This is a genomic window from Bacillus sp. JJ722, assembly GCF_036963345.1.
In the GTDB taxonomy this organism is placed as follows: Bacteria; Bacillota; Bacilli; order Bacillales; family DSM-1321; genus Bacillus_AD.
Genome location: NZ_JBALMO010000062.1, coordinates 1 through 16,501 on the forward strand (window position 1 = coordinate 1; position 16,501 = coordinate 16,501).

At 34.8% G+C, this 16,501-nt stretch carries 13 protein-coding genes; 12 read left to right on the top strand and 1 reads right to left on the bottom strand.

Annotated features, from left to right (window positions below; translation table 11 throughout):
* On the top strand, positions 1 to 248 hold a 248-nt coding region (locus tag V7014_RS09310; RefSeq protein ID WP_335506405.1), incomplete at its 5' end, for an HNH endonuclease domain-containing protein.
* A gap of 11 nt (positions 249 to 259) precedes the next feature.
* Positions 260 to 577, top strand: a complete 318-nt coding sequence (locus tag V7014_RS09315; protein WP_335506407.1) for a nucleoside triphosphate pyrophosphohydrolase — start codon at positions 260 to 262, stop codon at positions 575 to 577.
* Between the two features lie 49 nt (positions 578 to 626).
* Here the strand turns inward: V7014_RS09315 and V7014_RS09320 are convergent, their stop codons facing one another.
* On the bottom strand, positions 627 to 3,029 hold the full coding sequence (locus V7014_RS09320) for a zinc-ribbon domain-containing protein (protein WP_335506409.1): 2,403 nt from the start codon (positions 3,027 to 3,029) through the stop codon (positions 627 to 629).
* A 999-nt stretch (positions 3,030 to 4,028) separates the two neighbouring features.
* Between V7014_RS09320 and V7014_RS09325 the strand changes: the two genes are divergently transcribed.
* The 10 genes from V7014_RS09325 to V7014_RS09370 all read left to right on the top strand — a co-directional run.
* Positions 4,029 to 4,424 (top strand): hypothetical protein, encoded by a 396-nt coding sequence (locus tag V7014_RS09325; protein ID WP_335506410.1) that lies wholly within the window; start codon positions 4,029 to 4,031, stop codon positions 4,422 to 4,424.
* A gap of 373 nt (positions 4,425 to 4,797) precedes the next feature.
* On the top strand, positions 4,798 to 5,214 hold the full coding sequence (locus tag V7014_RS09330) for a hypothetical protein (RefSeq protein ID WP_335506412.1): 417 nt from the start codon (positions 4,798 to 4,800) through the stop codon (positions 5,212 to 5,214).
* A 942-nt stretch (positions 5,215 to 6,156) separates the two neighbouring features.
* Positions 6,157 to 6,453, top strand: a complete 297-nt coding sequence (locus V7014_RS09335) for a hypothetical protein (RefSeq protein WP_335506414.1) — start codon at positions 6,157 to 6,159, stop codon at positions 6,451 to 6,453.
* Positions 6,454 to 6,518: 65 nt separating this feature from the next.
* The gene (locus tag V7014_RS09340) at positions 6,519 to 7,466 is read left to right on the top strand and encodes an HNH endonuclease (RefSeq protein ID WP_335506416.1); all 948 of its coding nucleotides are present in this window, start codon (positions 6,519 to 6,521) and stop codon (positions 7,464 to 7,466) included.
* A 126-nt stretch (positions 7,467 to 7,592) separates the two neighbouring features.
* On the top strand, positions 7,593 to 9,101 hold the full coding sequence (locus V7014_RS09345; protein WP_335506418.1) for a hypothetical protein: 1,509 nt from the start codon (positions 7,593 to 7,595) through the stop codon (positions 9,099 to 9,101).
* A gap of 5 nt (positions 9,102 to 9,106) precedes the next feature.
* Positions 9,107 to 11,530: a hypothetical protein gene (locus tag V7014_RS09350; protein ID WP_335506419.1), complete on the top strand. Its 2,424-nt coding sequence runs from the start codon at positions 9,107 to 9,109 to the stop codon at positions 11,528 to 11,530.
* Between the two features lie 13 nt (positions 11,531 to 11,543).
* Positions 11,544 to 12,764, top strand: coding sequence for a hypothetical protein (locus V7014_RS09355; RefSeq protein ID WP_335506421.1), 1,221 nt, complete (start codon positions 11,544 to 11,546; stop codon positions 12,762 to 12,764).
* Positions 12,745 to 15,300: an SNF2-related protein gene (locus V7014_RS09360; RefSeq protein WP_335506423.1), complete on the top strand. Its 2,556-nt coding sequence runs from the start codon at positions 12,745 to 12,747 to the stop codon at positions 15,298 to 15,300. The genes V7014_RS09355 and V7014_RS09360 overlap by 20 nt, the downstream gene beginning before the upstream one ends.
* A gap of 584 nt (positions 15,301 to 15,884) precedes the next feature.
* Complete coding sequence (locus V7014_RS09365) at positions 15,885 to 16,052, top strand: hypothetical protein (RefSeq protein ID WP_335506425.1); 168 nt, start codon at positions 15,885 to 15,887, stop codon at positions 16,050 to 16,052.
* A 194-nt stretch (positions 16,053 to 16,246) separates the two neighbouring features.
* Positions 16,247 to 16,501 (top strand): GIY-YIG nuclease family protein (locus V7014_RS09370; RefSeq protein WP_335506428.1); only part of this gene is annotated, 255 nt, incomplete at its 3' end.

The window sequence follows — 16,501 nt, forward strand, 5'->3', positions numbered from 1 at the left end:
CTGTTGATCATGTTATTCCATGGTCTTATATGTTTTCGGATGACTTATGGAATTTAGTATACTGCCATAAAGGGGAAAACTCAGAGAAATCTAATCGCCTGCCATCTGAAGAAGATGTGGAACGTTTAGAAGAGAGAAATAAGCAGCTGCTACTACGTATGAAAAGTAGCACGAAGGATTACGATCAACTCCAAATCGCAATTGAAAAAGATTACGTTAAAAAGTTTTGGATTTCATTTAAGGGATAGGGGGATATCAAATGACTGAAAAAATATATAACAAATTAGTAAGGGATTACATACCACAAATTATTAAGGAGAATAACAACGTACCGTTTACTTATGTTGCTACGGAAGAAGAGGTTAAACCGTTGTTGCTTCATAAATTATTAGAAGAATTAGAAGAGTTTAAAGTTACGCCTAACGAAGAAGAGTTAGCTGATATTTTAGAAGTAATAGATGGGATAGCACACGCTTTTCATTTAAATATGGATAAGGTGTTAATGATAAAGGCTAATAAGTTAGAAAAACGAGGAGGATTTAAAGAACGAATTGTATTAGAGAAAGTTATAGACTAAACACTATCGGCAGAGTAACCCCCAAAACATCTATTTGGGGGTTAATGAACTACCTTGTTTCTTTGCAGGTTGGACACCATGATTGTTTTTCGATTAAATTTCTGGGTTTCATTTGAAATTCATGGCCTTTTTTACATTTCCAATCGTGGTCTACTCTTGCACCTAGATAATTAGTAGAGAGTAGGAGTCCTTCTTTCTCTTTGGCCAACTCTTGAAGTTTTATAAATTGTGTAAGGGCCTTTGTTTCTAATGCTCTCTGTTTACGAACCACTTTTGCACATTCAGGGCAGCCACTACCTTTATTAATGTGTGATATGATTGCTTCCCATTCGTGCTTATGATTCGTCGTGCATTGCCACCAAACTCGTAGATGTGAATTAGGCGCTACATCAGAAGAGGATAATTCACCATTTTTAATAGGATGCCATAATATTGCAGCTTCTGGATTCTTTGCTAACAAAGAGTTGTCTAATCCGATCTTCCTTCCTGTACAATAGGGGCAACCTTTTCCTCTGTTTCTACTATTTATTAATGCTTCCCATAGGTGATTAGGATTTGTACCACATATCCACCAGACTTTCTTTTGACTTCCTGGAACTACATCGTGTGGTGTTAAGTCATTATTTAGAGTGGGATGCCAATCTTTTGCCAAAGTAGGATTCACAGCAGCTAAACTGTTTGTAGAATCTACAAGTTTCCCCGCACAATAAGGACAACCCCCTTTACGCTTATTTGATGTTCTATTACTTACACTTTTTTGATATTCATGTTTTTTAGGACATATCCACCAGACTACTTTATTAGAAGCGTAAGTGACATGGTTGGACTTAAGCTTTCCATTTTTGTTTGGATGCCATTCTTTTGAAATTTCAGGGTAGAGGTCATTTAAATTCTTCTCTTTGTTATGTAAACTATATTGTTCGTAGATTTTAAAACGGTCTTCTTTTATATTTACATTTTCTTTTGTACGCTTAATAGAAAGTTTTACTATCTCAGTAAGGGTGTAATTTTCAAGTATATAATTCATAATGAAAAGAATGGCTTTTTCTAGTTGATCAAAATTATTAGGCTCTACCAAGTGGTTCACGCAAGAGAAGTCTTGCATTTCTTTTAAAGGTTTTTCCCTAATCCGGATGAGTTGTATACCAATGTCACTTAAAAACTTGTTCTTTTCCTTATCTTGAATGACTCTATTTTCATGATAATAATAACCATCAAATTCAATACCTAAAAAGATGGAAGGAATATATATATCTACTTCTTTTTTATCCGTATCGTCTTTAAACATTTCTCGATTAGAAATGTTTAGAAAGCTTTGTTCTAAGTAGAACAAAATAGCTTGTTCAGAAAAGGATGTAGCTGAATGGCAGTGTGGACATCTATCGCCCCTTCCATGGCGGTTTGCTATAGTTGCTTGCCAGGTATGGTCAGGGTTAAACTGACATTGCCACCAAACTTTTTTTCCTGAACTAGGCATCACGTCGTCAGGAGTTAATCCTTTGTTCTTTTTGGGATGCCATTCATCAGCTAACAAAGGGTTTACAAAAGCAAGACTAGTGAATGGAGTAGATAATCGTCCAATACAATAAGGACATTTACTTCCATTTACACGTGCTGAAATGGTTGTTTTCCACTCATGTTCTTGATTTACTGAACATCTCCACCAAACCCGTTTTGACGATTTAGAAGCTATTGAAAAAGGGGAGATATCCTGGTTATGTTCATAGTGCCATTCATTCAGGAAATCTGGCCGTAGTAAGCCTAGGCTTTTTTCTTCAATGATTTTTTTTCGAGATTTTTCAGTTTTTTCTCTACCGCATTCAGGACAACCGTGTCCATTATTTCTACTTGCGATAACAGCTTGCCACTCATGTAGTGGATTGATATGACACTGCCACCACACTTTTTTTCCTGAATTAACAGTAAAGTCGTTTGGCGTTTTTCTACTATTTTTGCTGGGATGCCATTCTCTTGCAAGCATTGGATTAAGAGTAGCTAAACTATTTTCCTCTGAAGCTAATTTACCTGAACAATACGGACACCCGTGACCTCCAGTATGCCTACTAGAAATAACAGCTTGCCAACTGTGCGACTCATTCTTCGGACATAACCACCAAACCTTTCTATTAGAACCTGTTGTGACTTCATTTGGTGTGAGTGTACCATTCTTACTAGGATGCCATTCTTTCGCAAGCTTAGGATTAAGTGTTTGTAAGGAGTTGTCTTGGGAAACCTTATTGCCACTACAATATGGGCAGCCGTTTCCTTTTCCTCTATTAAGAACTTTAGCTTCCCATTCATGTTGTGGATTTTTAGAACAAAACCACCACACTTTTTTTCCTGATCCGATGGTTATGTCATGAGGAGTTAAATCTCCATTTTTTGAAGGATGCCATTCTGTGGCTAATGTAGGATTTGCTATTGAAAGTATTCGTTTATTTACCTTATTCATATAGATGTTTGTTCTCCTTAAATACACTGATAACTAGTCTATTATACAGGTTATTACATAGTTGGTTAACTTAGAGTGTATGGGGAAAATGGAAAATACTAATCAGTTAACAATAATTTGATTTCACTTCAAAACATCTAATTTTCTAGAAAGATGATCTATATTTCATTAAACAATTTGTAACGAAACCATTTCTTTTTTCACTCGAGAAAACCTAAAACCTAATAATATATCATTCTTAACATACTTTGGATAAATATCATTTGTAAAAGGCAATAAGTTTGATGGCAATGTTTTTCTGAAAAGGATTGTGAAACTGAAGGTTGGCTCAGCTTGATACTTAGTGGAGTGAATTTGGAATTATCCGATTCATTTTATAAAACCATAAATTTATCGAGGAAAAAATATATCAAAAAGTACGTAGAATTGAAGAGGAAGTAGTCTAACCAACAACCTTTGAAAAGTTTTAAGATTTTATACTTTAAGAATTTCAAAAACGCCTATAAATCAACATTTTCACACACTATAGAAAACTAACGGAAATACCAAATCATATTATCGCTTGTACAGCTCCTCAAAACCTAAAATATAAGAGATCATATCCCATACGCTTGCAGCGTAGAGGTCATGTTCTGCTTCTTCATCTTGATAAAAGTTTAACAAAATAAGGACCTTCAAATTTATAAAAGGCTCTTTACTCAAAATCAGTAATTTGAGATGTGATAGTAAGCCAAATAGTGAAAAAATAACCACCCTTCTTAATCTGCCGAAGGGGGATTTTTTTGAGGAGTAATAGTTGAACGGATAATACCTATTAACCATATAAGTGCTGAAATGTTGAATGGATTTCATGGGATTAAGAAGAAGAGACCTATAGAATTCAAAACTGATTAGTGAAATAGCCCTATGTCTTTCTTGCTGATATGTGGAAATGATGGAATAATAGAGTAAACTATATTTTTGAAAATTCTATAGGATATTGATGGGAGGAGAATATAATTGACAAATAAATTAAGACATTTTAAAGAAGAATCTGTGGCTACAAAAATTCACGAATACCTTTTTCAGTTACCAGGAGTGTCATTCAAAGACGCAAATAAGGAGCTTGTAATCGGTTATTATAGGGAAAAACAAAGAAAGTTTGCGACTTTACATGGAGGGAGTTTACAATCTCTCATTCTACACGTGGATCCAGGCCATCCAATCTCAACAATTGGAAAACAAAAACAAATCGAATTACAAGAAAGGCTAGACTTTGACATCAGGAAAATAAGAAGACATAAACTAAAACAACACGAAGCTTATATTCCACTAGAAAAATTAGAGAGCGAAAATCCAATTTTAACGATTGAAGACTTGATTAATTATGCCTACCATAAGCAAGATAAATTGTAGTTTGACACTTTATTTTAGTGGAACATTTAACTACGCCATGGTTGGTGCCATTCAAAAATAATCTTTTTTCTTTTGATGAAGTATCAACATCATCGTTTTAGAAGAGCTTAATTTGGGACAATAAGATAGATACAAAAAAGTGAGGATTATGCTACCTTTCGAGTTTGAATAGCTAAATTTTGGGGTTTCAGCGCATAGGAAGGGGATAGAAATCCTTACTGAGATAGGGAAGGAAATCAAAATCCAAAAGGAGTTTGTCAGGAATTATTCCATAGTGATTGTTTTTAAGGGTGAATGTTAAAGAAGAGATATTTAGTAGTTTTATATGAATTAGATATGGAAATCCAGTTTTATTAGAGTGGAGGGTTCATAAATGTTTAATCACTCCTATCCTAAGAAAATAAATACTGCTTTTATAAAAACAGTAGCGACTAATTATGATATTGATCTAGAGTTTAGTAGAAAAGAAGGGTATTCGATATTTTTAAACAGTGTACCTAATAAACGATGGATGATGATTGATATGAATGATAAACCAGATGAGCATTCACCGCATTTAATTGTTGTTATTGACGTTAAGGCAAACAGTATACAAGAGGAAGATATCAAGCAGTTAACCCAGCTTCCATTAAAACGAAATAAGAAGAGAGAAACTTGCTTTTGGATAAATAAAAATAGGGATGCTATACATTTGATGTTCTGTGATGATAATCTAGCTTATTACAATTTTAATAATGATAAGTTTATAGCATTTTTAGAGCAAGTGTATCTCTCATTTAAGGCCAGATAGGATTAAACTGTTAGTTAAGGTATAACTATGAATAGAGGAGGAGTTAATAACACATCTCGATTAATCCTGTTTTAAGGAAACTCCACTATTTTATTATATTCAAAAACAAGCGGAACTGGCGGTGTGTCCCTCTATTACAACATGTCGAAAGAAACGCTTCAGCTGTTTAGAATTGAAGAATCGTATAAGGATTGGTGATAAATATATTGGAGCGTTCCAATTTGAAGGAAGTATGGATTACGCAAAAAAGAGAGCAGTATCTCGTAAATAACGGAAGAAAGAATAAAAAATATAAGGGTACCAATATATTCAATTTATTTGCCGAGTGGGAAGAACAAGAAATTTGTTCCATTTATTTTAAGACTGAGTGTAATAGGGGTAACCAACTAATATGCGATATAGCTGATTCGCTTTATCCTGAAATGCCTCATACCACTTCAACAAACATATAATCGGTCATGATGGGGTTTTTATATTAGAAGTCATGACTTACAGGAATATATAGAACAATATAAGCCAGTAGTTTTAAGATATGATAAAAGAACTAAAAGTCCAGATAATTTAAAGCCATTAAATTTTGGCAAGTCAAAGGGGCTGACTTTAGTAAGAGTTCTTATTCTTGTTAATGGGCCAATTAAGAAGTTTTTACAAAATGATTACCTTGCAATAAGTAGTCTGAAGTCAAAGGCTGGCTTATATGTTGCATTAACTAGAGCTAGATATAGTGTAACGTTCGTATCAGATCAAAAAGTAATATCAAACAAGTATGTAACAAAGTTTACCTTTGAAAAAGAATTAATCGGGAAATAAGTAATTATTAAAATCTAAAGGGGGGAGTCATAAATAGGTGCTTTTGATTGGGAATGTTCAGAATCTAAACTGTTTAGTACAACAAATATTGAAAACCATGTCAATGCAGATAAACTATTTGTAAGTTTATTAGTGGAAGTTGAAAAGCAACGGAAGGACATTACAAAAGATTTTACTATAAAAGAAATAGCAAATATTATCCCAAAGGGAACAGCGGGTATCAATAATTATTCAACTTATGGTTTTTCTTTTATGAGTATGTTAAGTGGTCAAAAAAATAGAGATTATTTTATGTTTGAGAACGTAGTGTTAAGGGATGAGTTTACATTAATTTGTAACAATAATTATGACAGAGATAATTATTATTGGATGAAGCATCATTTAAATACGCGACTTAAAGTTAATCCTAAATACCTTAAACATATATAGTTATGTTTTTTGAAGCGGTCCTATAGAATAAAAATACGAATGATATTGTACTTTTGGAGGGTGTTATGGACGTAACAAATTTGTTTAAAATGCCTACACCAGTAAAGATTACTGGGCGAACATCCAGTATAACTAATGCGTTTGTTAATGGAATTATTCCTTGTATAGTACCTACTGATAAGGAAATTAGAATTGTTCTTGAAATTCTTGGAATGAATGCTTCTATTAGATGCGCTTATTGTGGTGGCAACTATACTGAGTGGGACCATTTCCGTCCATTAATTCATAATAAAAGACCTACTGGTTATATTTCGGAGATACATAACTTAGTCCCAGCTTGTGGTAAGTGTAATCAATCTAAGGGAAATTCCTATTGGAGAGATTGGATTCTCAGTGATGCAAAGCTGTCCCCTAAGACTCGTAACATCCGAAATTTAAATGTTATCATAAACCATTTAGAAGAATATGAAGCTAGGTGTAGACCAACAAGATTAAATTTTCAGTTTCAGGAAATGGTCGGTAAAGATTTATGGGAAAAACATTGGGAAAATTGTGAGAAACTACATAGAATGATGCATGAGAGTCAAAAACTTTCTGATAAGATTAAAGATACAATTGCGAAAGGGTTAGAGCAAAGTACTTTTGGAGAGGAAAAATTTATAATTACTAAAAAACAAATTAAAGCTGATATAGAGGGGATATCTGAAAAAAAAGAAGGAGTCATAGCACAAACAGTACTGAAAAAAATACTTGAAAGCAATAAAATTCCTATAACGGAAATACAGTTGTTACAAACACAGGAGTATTCAAAAAGTACATTGAATTTAAACTACCCATTGTTAAAAGAAATTAATTATATGAGTGATGTTGACCAACAAAAGAAAGATCATAAAGGTCGTAATAGATACTATAAAACCCCAATTGTAGTGAACGGGAAGAAATATTTACTATGTTCACAATGGTACAACTATAATAGGCAATATTTATTAAAATGGATTGAATTGTACTATTAACATATATGGGAAGAACTACTAATGGGTTTGCCTATAAATCTATGAAAATAATTAAAATAAGTGTANNGTAATAATGTTAAAAGTAATTGGATAATTATGAAACAAATTAATAGAGGTGGTGGTTTTATGTTAAATATCCCCTTCATAATAAAACAATTAAATCGTTTCCGAGGACATAGTCTGGACGATATAGGACGAGTGCTAGGTATTAACTCTTCCTTAATTGGTGCCCATTCTCTATATTCAACGATATCGAATGCAATGCTCGAGCAGGCTGGCATAAATTCAGTAGAGCTCAAAAAAAATCATCAAACGGTTGTGAAGGCTGTTCGTCTAAAGGAAAAAGGTGTTCCGAAGGAATCGATGTCCTTTGAGCAAATTCGCTTTATGGAAGTGGCGGAAGAAGAGTGGGACACCAGCTTTTTAAAGCGAAAGTTTTCGACGACGAGCTTTTTCTTTGTCGTGTTTCAATATGTAGGCGATACGCTTTATTTTAAGGGAGCGAAATGGTGGACAATGCCTGAGGAGCTTATCGAAACGGAACTTCATCAGTTTTGGAGTACGCTTAGATCGATTTTACGTGAAGGTGTGCAGCTTAAGCCGAAAATGGTTGGTGAAAAAGTTTTTATTGAAAATAATTTGCCCGGCCAGGCGGAAACCAAGATGATGCACGTTCGTCCGAAGGCATCGAATGCGAAGGATGTAACAGACCTCCCAGACGGACAGCTAATAACGAAGCAGGCGTATTGGTTTAACAATTCGTTCGTCTATGAAATATTGAAGGATATACCGACACTTGATTTAGATCAATTAACCAATAAAAAATCGGAATCGAATTTTAACTTTTTGGAGCTTAAAAGTCATTTACAAGAGCCACTTTATTTAATTTCACAGGTAGCCTCTATTGCAACCAGTATAGACGAGCAGTTTACAGAATTTGATTTAAAGGAAGAAAAGCTAAATGAAATTGGCTATTCAATAAAGCCACCGTTTATTCTATCAGTTAAGTATAGTTCAGTAGACGAATATTTAGAGGAAGTTATATTTGCTGGACGTTATTTTACATTACCAAAAGATCCAATTTGGCAAACTGCTTTTATAGGTCGTAAGCTAGAAAACTTAGAAAATGATTACAGGCTGTTCTATATTGCGGATAACGAATATTTAACCATCACAGCGATTCAGCAAGCTAACATTTCGAAGGAATTGTTTGAGGATTTTGTAAAACAAGCTGAAGTGTTTGTTAAAAGAGGCAGCTATTTTACGATGGCTTCCTTACGAAAAGCAGGGTTTGAACATGAGCTATTTTATTTAGGTTTCGAGCAATCCTTTTATGAATCACTTCTTAATAGACCAGGTCGGATTAAGGGCGTAAAGCTTGGTGGCGTTCAATTATTTGTGAAGGCCGCATCAGCAAGTGCTAGCGATTTAATTAGCAATTTGTTGATGCAATATACTAATATTTCATTGGATGAATTTATTTCAATGTTTGAAGAAACCTTTTTAGTCGAAATACCATATACAAAGCTTAATAGTAGCTTGAAGGGTTATAAGGATAATCCCTATTATAGCGAGCAATTACAGATGCTATTTCACACGAAGGAACATTATTTAAACTATATTAGTCGAGGATGATAATGATGACATACGAATATGATGAAAAATATAGTTTGTATCATGCATTAGGGGTCACAACGTTCCCTACATTAAAAAAATTAATCGATGCTGAGCTAACAGCAAATGATTTTATACAGGAAACGCCATTTTTATACGAGCAGCTTGGAAATAAGAAGGTTATGATGAACAAAATTACGACCGCGTTGTTCGAAATCGGAGAGGAAGAGCTATCGAAGCTGTCGGTAAAGCATTTAATTGTGCACGGTCTTTCTGAAAGCCATATTAATATGCTTCTTCAACATGGCATTACGTTACAGAATTTAAATTTGTTATCGTATGACGAATTTTATGCGAAAACTGGCGCGAAGGAATTGGCCTATAATCGCATTATGGATGCGTATGGTGAGCTATTAAAACTGCATCATATAGAGGGCATTCCGTTTAATCAATATAAGGATGAGATGCAAATTGCGGAGGAGCAGCTAGAGGCCTATTTATCAATGCTTGCAGATGGACAAATGTTCACGCTTCTTGAGCTGTCAGAGTCGATTCCGAATGTAAATGAGGATATTATTAAAAGTTTTATAGAAAAACAGTTGCTTTATACAGACGGAATAAGGTACAGAAAAAAATATAAAGATTTAAGCTTTTACATTGGAGAGCAATCGACAATTCGAAATAAGGATATTTTAATTGAGCGCATTTCAGGGAAGACACTTCAGGAGATTGCGGAGGAGCTCGGCGTAACTCGTCAGGCAATTAATAATAAAGAAAAAAGTGCGATTAGTAAAATTAGCTTTACTGAGGAAGAGGCGAAGTATGCCCATTTTTATAAGCATTTTGATTGCCCGAAGGAGTTATTTTTGAAGCTCTTCAATGAGGAGGAGTACGTCTATAACTTCCTTTCGCTCCGTTGTCGTAAGGGGAATGAAAATATTATTGATAGTATAGGTCAATATCCTTTTACAGAGGAGCAGCTTCAAATATTGCTTGAAAATAATAGTTCGTTTATTAATTTCCAAAATAAAGTGTGCGCCCTTTCGAAGCCAAACATCTTTCTCGAGGTCCTGTATCGCTACGGACAGGAGTCTACAAATGATGAGGAAATGTTAAATCATATAAAGCAATATCTAATCGATCACAATTTAGATGAAAATTTATTTAGCACCTTTAATGAGGTACGAGGCTTTAGTGATCGATGCAGCTATGTTTTACAGGATCGCAATCAGCGCTACCGCTTTTATGACTTTGAGCAAATTACGGACGAGGAAATCCAGCAGGTTGAGCAACTTCTTTTAGATCTTCCACCCGGAGCCTACAATATGCTCAAGGTGTACAAGGAAAATAAAAACTTGATGGATTATATCGATATCCGTAATGAAAATGAACTACATAACCTGTATCGTCGTTTCTTAAATGTAGGTGGCGTAACCTATGGAAGAATGCCCGAGTTTTCGATTGGTATTAGTGACAAAAAGGAATTCATTATTAATTTATTCCGAGAGTTTGCGCCCGTTCATATTGATGAGTTTCTCGAGTTTGTACATGAAATGTATGGTCTTCGTATCAATTCATTGAGAAGCTATATTCAAATGTACCTTTATGAATATGTTCAGAATGATTGTATTCAAGTAGAGCAGGCTGAGGTAACGGACGAGGAGCTACAATATTTACAATCGCTATTAGTGAACGATATCTACATACTCAATGAGATTGTACAGGTAGGCTCTCAAGTCATTAGCGATTTCTCGCCCAGACTAGTAAATAATATATTATTTAATAAGTTTGGATATACGTTGAAGGGGCAGTTTATCGTCAAATATGAATATCGAAATATTGAACGCTATTTCACACAGAAGATTTTAGAAAAGGACTTTTTCAAAAATCCACGCCATCCAATTCATAAAACGCAGATTTTTGCCAAGGCGGTTTATGATTTAGAAAAAAGTAATCAAATTTTTAAAATTAGTGATGATGAACATATTTCGCTAACACGCTTAGAGCAGGCAGGCGTAACTCTTCAGCAAATTCACGATTTTAAAAATCAGGTGAAGACTTTCGTAGGTGAGGCAAATTATTTCACGTTAAAGCAAATTCGTAGTGAAGGCTTTACGCATCCGTTATTTGATATTGGATTTGAGCCGATTTTTTATGAGCGCATTTTATGGACTGATGAGAGTATTCGAGCGATTACACTTGCAACGAATTATATTTTAATTGTCCAGGATGAGGACGTAACGCTTTCGACATTTTTACACCATATTATCGAGCAGTTTGAGTCTATTGCGGCTGAAGATTTGCTACAGCTAGTGAAGAATAAATTCGGTATTCAGCTACATGTACATAAGGTCATTGCCACGCTACAAAAAACAGCTGTTTACTACTCGCCTGAAATGTCGACATTCTATTTAAATAAAGAAATGTTCTTAAATGAAATTTATAATTAAGGAGTTTTACTAAATGAGTAATTTAAATTTAAAAAAGCTAATTGATCAAAATATTATCGAAAAAACAGATGGCACTCGTAAGCTAACGATTAAAGGGAAGACGAGCAGCTATCCGGTATATCGAATTCCAGTAGAATACTTACATTACAATGATCGCAACGGTCGTATTATTAGCTCTATTAATCGCTATGAATCTGAGGGCAATAAGCTCGATTTAAGTGATAAGGAAGCTTACAACAATATTCTTCAGCAATACATAATCGATTCAAATAAAAATGCGCTGAATGAAACGAAAAATAATATTAAAATGTTCGGTCAACGCTTACCAGGTGTTGTATTAAACGATGGTCGCGTAATTGATGGAAATCGCCGCTTTACTTGTATTCGTTTAATTAATCAGGAGGATGGCACAAACCTTTACTTTGAGGCGGTTATTTTAAATCAGGAGGACGGTCTAACAGATACAGATATTAAGCGTTTAGAGCTTAATTTACAGCACGGGGAGGAGCGTCCTGTAGACTACGATCCAATCGATAACCTTGTAGAGATATATACAGTAATCGTAAGCGACAAGCTTTTCTCAGTAGAGGAGTATGCTCATAATACGAACAAGAAGAAGGGCGAAGTTGAAAAAATGGTGAAGAAGGCAAACCTAATGGTTGAGTTCCTTGAATTCATCAATGCTGAGGGTAAATTTTACGTTGCTCGTGAATTAAGCTTAGACGGTCCTCTACAAGAAATTATGGGCATTTTAAATAAAGAGGATGCATCGGATGAGGTTGAATATATGAACGTGAAAAATGCGCTATTTGCAGCAATGGCCATTCCGCATAAAGGGGATTTAACTCGCCATATTCGTGAAATCGGAAAGAATATTTTACGTGCTTCGAACCGTGAGGAGTTTTTAGAAGATTACGAGGAAGTAGTAGAGGACGTGTTCGAATCGTTTCAGGATCAGGAAAATGTAACGAAGGAAACGATTCGTGAAATTAACGCTAAGTCAAAGGTGAAGGAAAAATCTCAAAAGCTTATTGACGACAAAATTAAGGATACGTTAATTACAAAAATTCAGGATCAGCCTGTGGATTCAATGCAAACAGCAATGAAAGCAGTAGAGGGCATCGATTTAGATCAGGTTGCTCGTCTTGATGCGGAATCAAAGGAAAAGCTGGCAAAGATTGTGAACGCAATGAACGAAAAAACAAAAGCGATTGGTGAAAAACTTGGTATTTAAAGAAATACCGTTAAAGCCATCGTATTATACGACGAACGATAATATCGTAGAGGGATTTTATAATCCAGTTCTAGAGCTTTCAAAAGTATATGATCGTGTGAGCGGTTATTTTAGCTCAAAGGCGCTCGCCTCCTATGCGAAGGGCTTAAAGGGCTTAATAGCTAACAACGGTCGTATGAGATTAATTATTTCTCAGGATATTAGCGAGGAGGATTTCGAGCTCCTTAAAAACGGCTATATGCTTCGTGAGGAAATGACGACTGAGCTGCTTGATCGAATCGAGCAGCAGCTCAGCCCTGAGGAGCAGGTGAATTTTTTTAATTTAGCTTATCTCATTGCTATTGGGAAAGTAGATGTGAAGATTGGCTTTAAGACGTCAGGTATTTTCCACTCTAAGTTCGGCCTATGTGAGGATATGGAAGGTAATATTATTTACTTTACTGGATCGAACAATGAAACAGCAGCGGCGATTGAAAATAATTTTGAGTCGTTTGATATAACGACATCATGGCTATCATCTCATTTTGACCAACAAAAGCTTATTCAAGCAAGACAGGAGTTTGATTCACTCTGGAGAAATCAAATGCAATCGAAGCTTGTATACGTTAAAGAGATTAATGATGTGGTTAAAGAAAAAATAATTTCTTTCGATAAAGGAAGGATCATATTGAACAGTGAAATGCTAATTGAAGATGCATTAATTTTAACACTACACAATGAAAAATTATTGCTTCAAAACAATTTAACGACTTATGAATTAAAGGCGAAGGACTATGCACTACAAAAGCTTATTCCATATTTAGATGGTGAATTTCCGAACTTTAAAAACGGCTTAAACTATATGGAGATGAATGGAATTATTAAAATCTTCGAGCGCTATGCAACTCGTAAAGGCTTCACGTTTATCGTTAGCGAGGAACTAAAGCTATTTTTAGAGCAGCAGGCTTACTGGATTGAAGAGCGCTCAAAATATGCGGTTTTATTAAAGTCGCAGGACGAGCGTATATTAGAAAAGTTCGAGCACTTTAAGAAAATCGTTGATCGAGAGATAGTGCGTCCTTTACGTGAACGACAAATGTGGAGCTCGTTTTACATGCAGGAAATGAAAAAGGCTGGGAACTTCTCTGTACCAGGGGCAGGGAAAACGTCGATGATTTATGGCGTATTTGCCTACCTAAATTCGCCAGAGGTAAACGAGGTAGACCGTATCATTATGATTGGTCCGAAAAACTCCTTCCTCGCATGGAAGCTAGAGTTTAATGAAAACTTCGGAGAAAGTAAGGAGCTGCGCTTGCTGGATATTCACGATGAGGATGCCCCAGTAATGGAGCTAGAAATTAACGGGCTAAACAAAAATTTAATTTTAATAAACTACGAGTCTCTTCAAAAATATGAAAGTATTTTGTGCAGCATTATCGATGCGCGTACGATGCTCGTATTTGACGAGGTACACAAAATTAAAGGTGTTCGTAGTAAGCGAGCTCAGGTAGCGAAAATTATTGCTGAAAAGCCGTCGTATAAATTTGTGTTAACAGGTACACCGATTCCTAATACATATGAGGATATTTATAATTTCTTAAATATTTTATATACGGATGAATATAAAAAGTTCTTTAACTTTAAGGCAACGGAGCTACGCGATCCTGATGCGTTAAAGGTAGAAAAAATTAACGATAAGCTTTATCCATTCTTTTGGCGTACAACCAAGACTGAGCTCAGCGTGCCACCAGTAAATCCGGATGACATTATTAAGGTTCCAACAAATCCTTTAGAGCAAGATATTATCGAACTGCTTTATCGTAAGTATGCTGGCAATCCGCTACATCTATATATTCGACTTATTCAAGCGTCTACGAATCCAGAGCTTTTATTGAAGGGGATAGACCGTATTGAAATGTACGGTGAGGAGTCGCAGACGAATTGGTTTAACAACTTTGATAAAGATGTTATTACGTTTTCAGAAGAAGAGATGAACATTATTCGCCAGGTGAAGAAGTCATCAAAGTTTAAGGCAGCTGTAGATTTGGCGCTTGAGTTAAATGAGGAGAGTAAGCAATGCTTAATTTGGTGCATGTTTGTAAATACGATTGATAAGGTGTATGAGGAGCTGACACGTAAAGGTGTTCGAGCTGAGGTCATTTATGGTAATACACCACAGTCTGAGCGCGAGGAAATTATTGAATCGTTTAAGCGCCAGGAAATCGATGTGCTTATTACGAACCCGCATACGTTAGCAGAGTCTGTGTCGCTACATCGTACATGTCATGATGCGATTTATTTAGAGTATTCCTTCAATTTAACGCATATGCTACAATCGCGTGACCGTATTCACCGACTTGGTTTACGTGAGGACGACTATACGCAATATTATTATTTTATGCTTGAAGGCATGGAGGGCGGAAAAAATACGATTGATGAGCGTATTTATAACCGTTTAAAGGACAAGGAAGAGCGCATGGTCAATGCGATTGAGCGAGGTATATTAATGCCTGATCCTGAGGTCGATTACACAGAAATTCTGGAATTGTTTAGTTGAAATGTAATTTTTCTATTTATAGACTTAGAAAAATTACAGAACCGAAAGTTTTATCCGTAAAGTGATTAATAAAATAAAATAAAATAAAATCAAGCCTTATTGAGAGAACGGGTTCTTTTTGAGGTGCAAAACAATAAATAAACACTTATTTAGGCTATGATTTCGACAACGAATCATAGCCTTTACTTTTGTTGATATACCAATGTTTTGATTGTCTTATACATTCTTTTAATGTGGATTTTTAATACTAAATTTCATATCATACAATGACTTCTGTACAACTATCAATTCATAAGTAACTGTTGAATGAAGTGCTATAAACGGATTTGACCGTAGAATGTCCGTACAATTCTGAATGTGTTAAATAAATTACATGAGAAAGCCTTTCAACAACATACCAAACTGTTGGGAGGCCTTTTCTGCTTCTTACATTTTTCAGAGGACTGTTTGGTTTGATAACCAAAACGCTTAAAAGTTCAACTATTAATTTTATGAAGTCTTGGTAGCGTCACCCAACATACTATTTTGTTGCTATAATGTAAGAAGTGATAAAATAGTACTATTTTAGTGAAGAAGGTGAGAATGTGGCTGGGCATTTTGTTTCAACTTATATGAGAAAAAAGAAGGGGAGAGATGCTGAAAAAATCGTTTGGGATGCAATTAAAGAAACATTTAAAGAGCGAGAATGTCTGGGTTATTGGAATTATCCTATCTTCGTAGGCACAACATGTATGAGTTATCCACGTAATTAATTATTATATTAAGCGTACGTTAAAGTGAGAGGGTAATTTAGAGGATCCGGAGATTATAATATTGTGCCAGATTAAGAATAATCTGCACAATATTATATCACCTTAATAGACGGTAGAAAGTTCTGTATATTGGGGTAGCACCACTTTCGAGAATGCTACCATAAAAATGATATATATTAAGAAGGAGAGAGTTAATGAATAAAAAATATGATTCTATAGTTTTAAATATTTTAGATAATGGCAGTTTAGACTTAAGTCATATTTCTAAAACTGTTGAGTATATGTTGTCAAATAGAGATGTAGTTTATGTTTATGATGGGGAAAAAAATATATACATTGGTCAAACGAAAAATTTAATAAAAAGACATAAACAACATAATAAAAAAGAAGATAACTTGACCAAATTTAATCGTTTAATTATTCTATATGGTCAACTAGTCGATAAAAAT

What these genes read in the sequence shown, in the direction of transcription:
- V7014_RS09355 (WP_335506421.1), top strand. Translation starts at nt 11,544, where the DNA reads ATGAGTAATTTAAATTTAAAAAAGCTAATTGATCAAAATATTATCGAA.
- V7014_RS09330 (WP_335506412.1), top strand. Translation starts at nt 4,798, where the DNA reads ATGTTTAATCACTCCTATCCTAAGAAAATAAATACTGCTTTTATAAAA.
- V7014_RS09350 (WP_335506419.1), top strand. Translation starts at nt 9,107, where the DNA reads ATGACATACGAATATGATGAAAAATATAGTTTGTATCATGCATTAGGG.
- V7014_RS09320 (WP_335506409.1), bottom strand. Translation starts at nt 3,029, where the DNA reads ATGAATAAGGTAAATAAACGAATACTTTCAATAGCAAATCCTACATTA.
- V7014_RS09340 (WP_335506416.1), top strand. Translation starts at nt 6,519, where the DNA reads ATGGACGTAACAAATTTGTTTAAAATGCCTACACCAGTAAAGATTACT.
- V7014_RS09315 (WP_335506407.1), top strand. Translation starts at nt 260, where the DNA reads ATGACTGAAAAAATATATAACAAATTAGTAAGGGATTACATACCACAA.
- V7014_RS09345 (WP_335506418.1), top strand. Translation starts at nt 7,593, where the DNA reads ATGTTAAATATCCCCTTCATAATAAAACAATTAAATCGTTTCCGAGGA.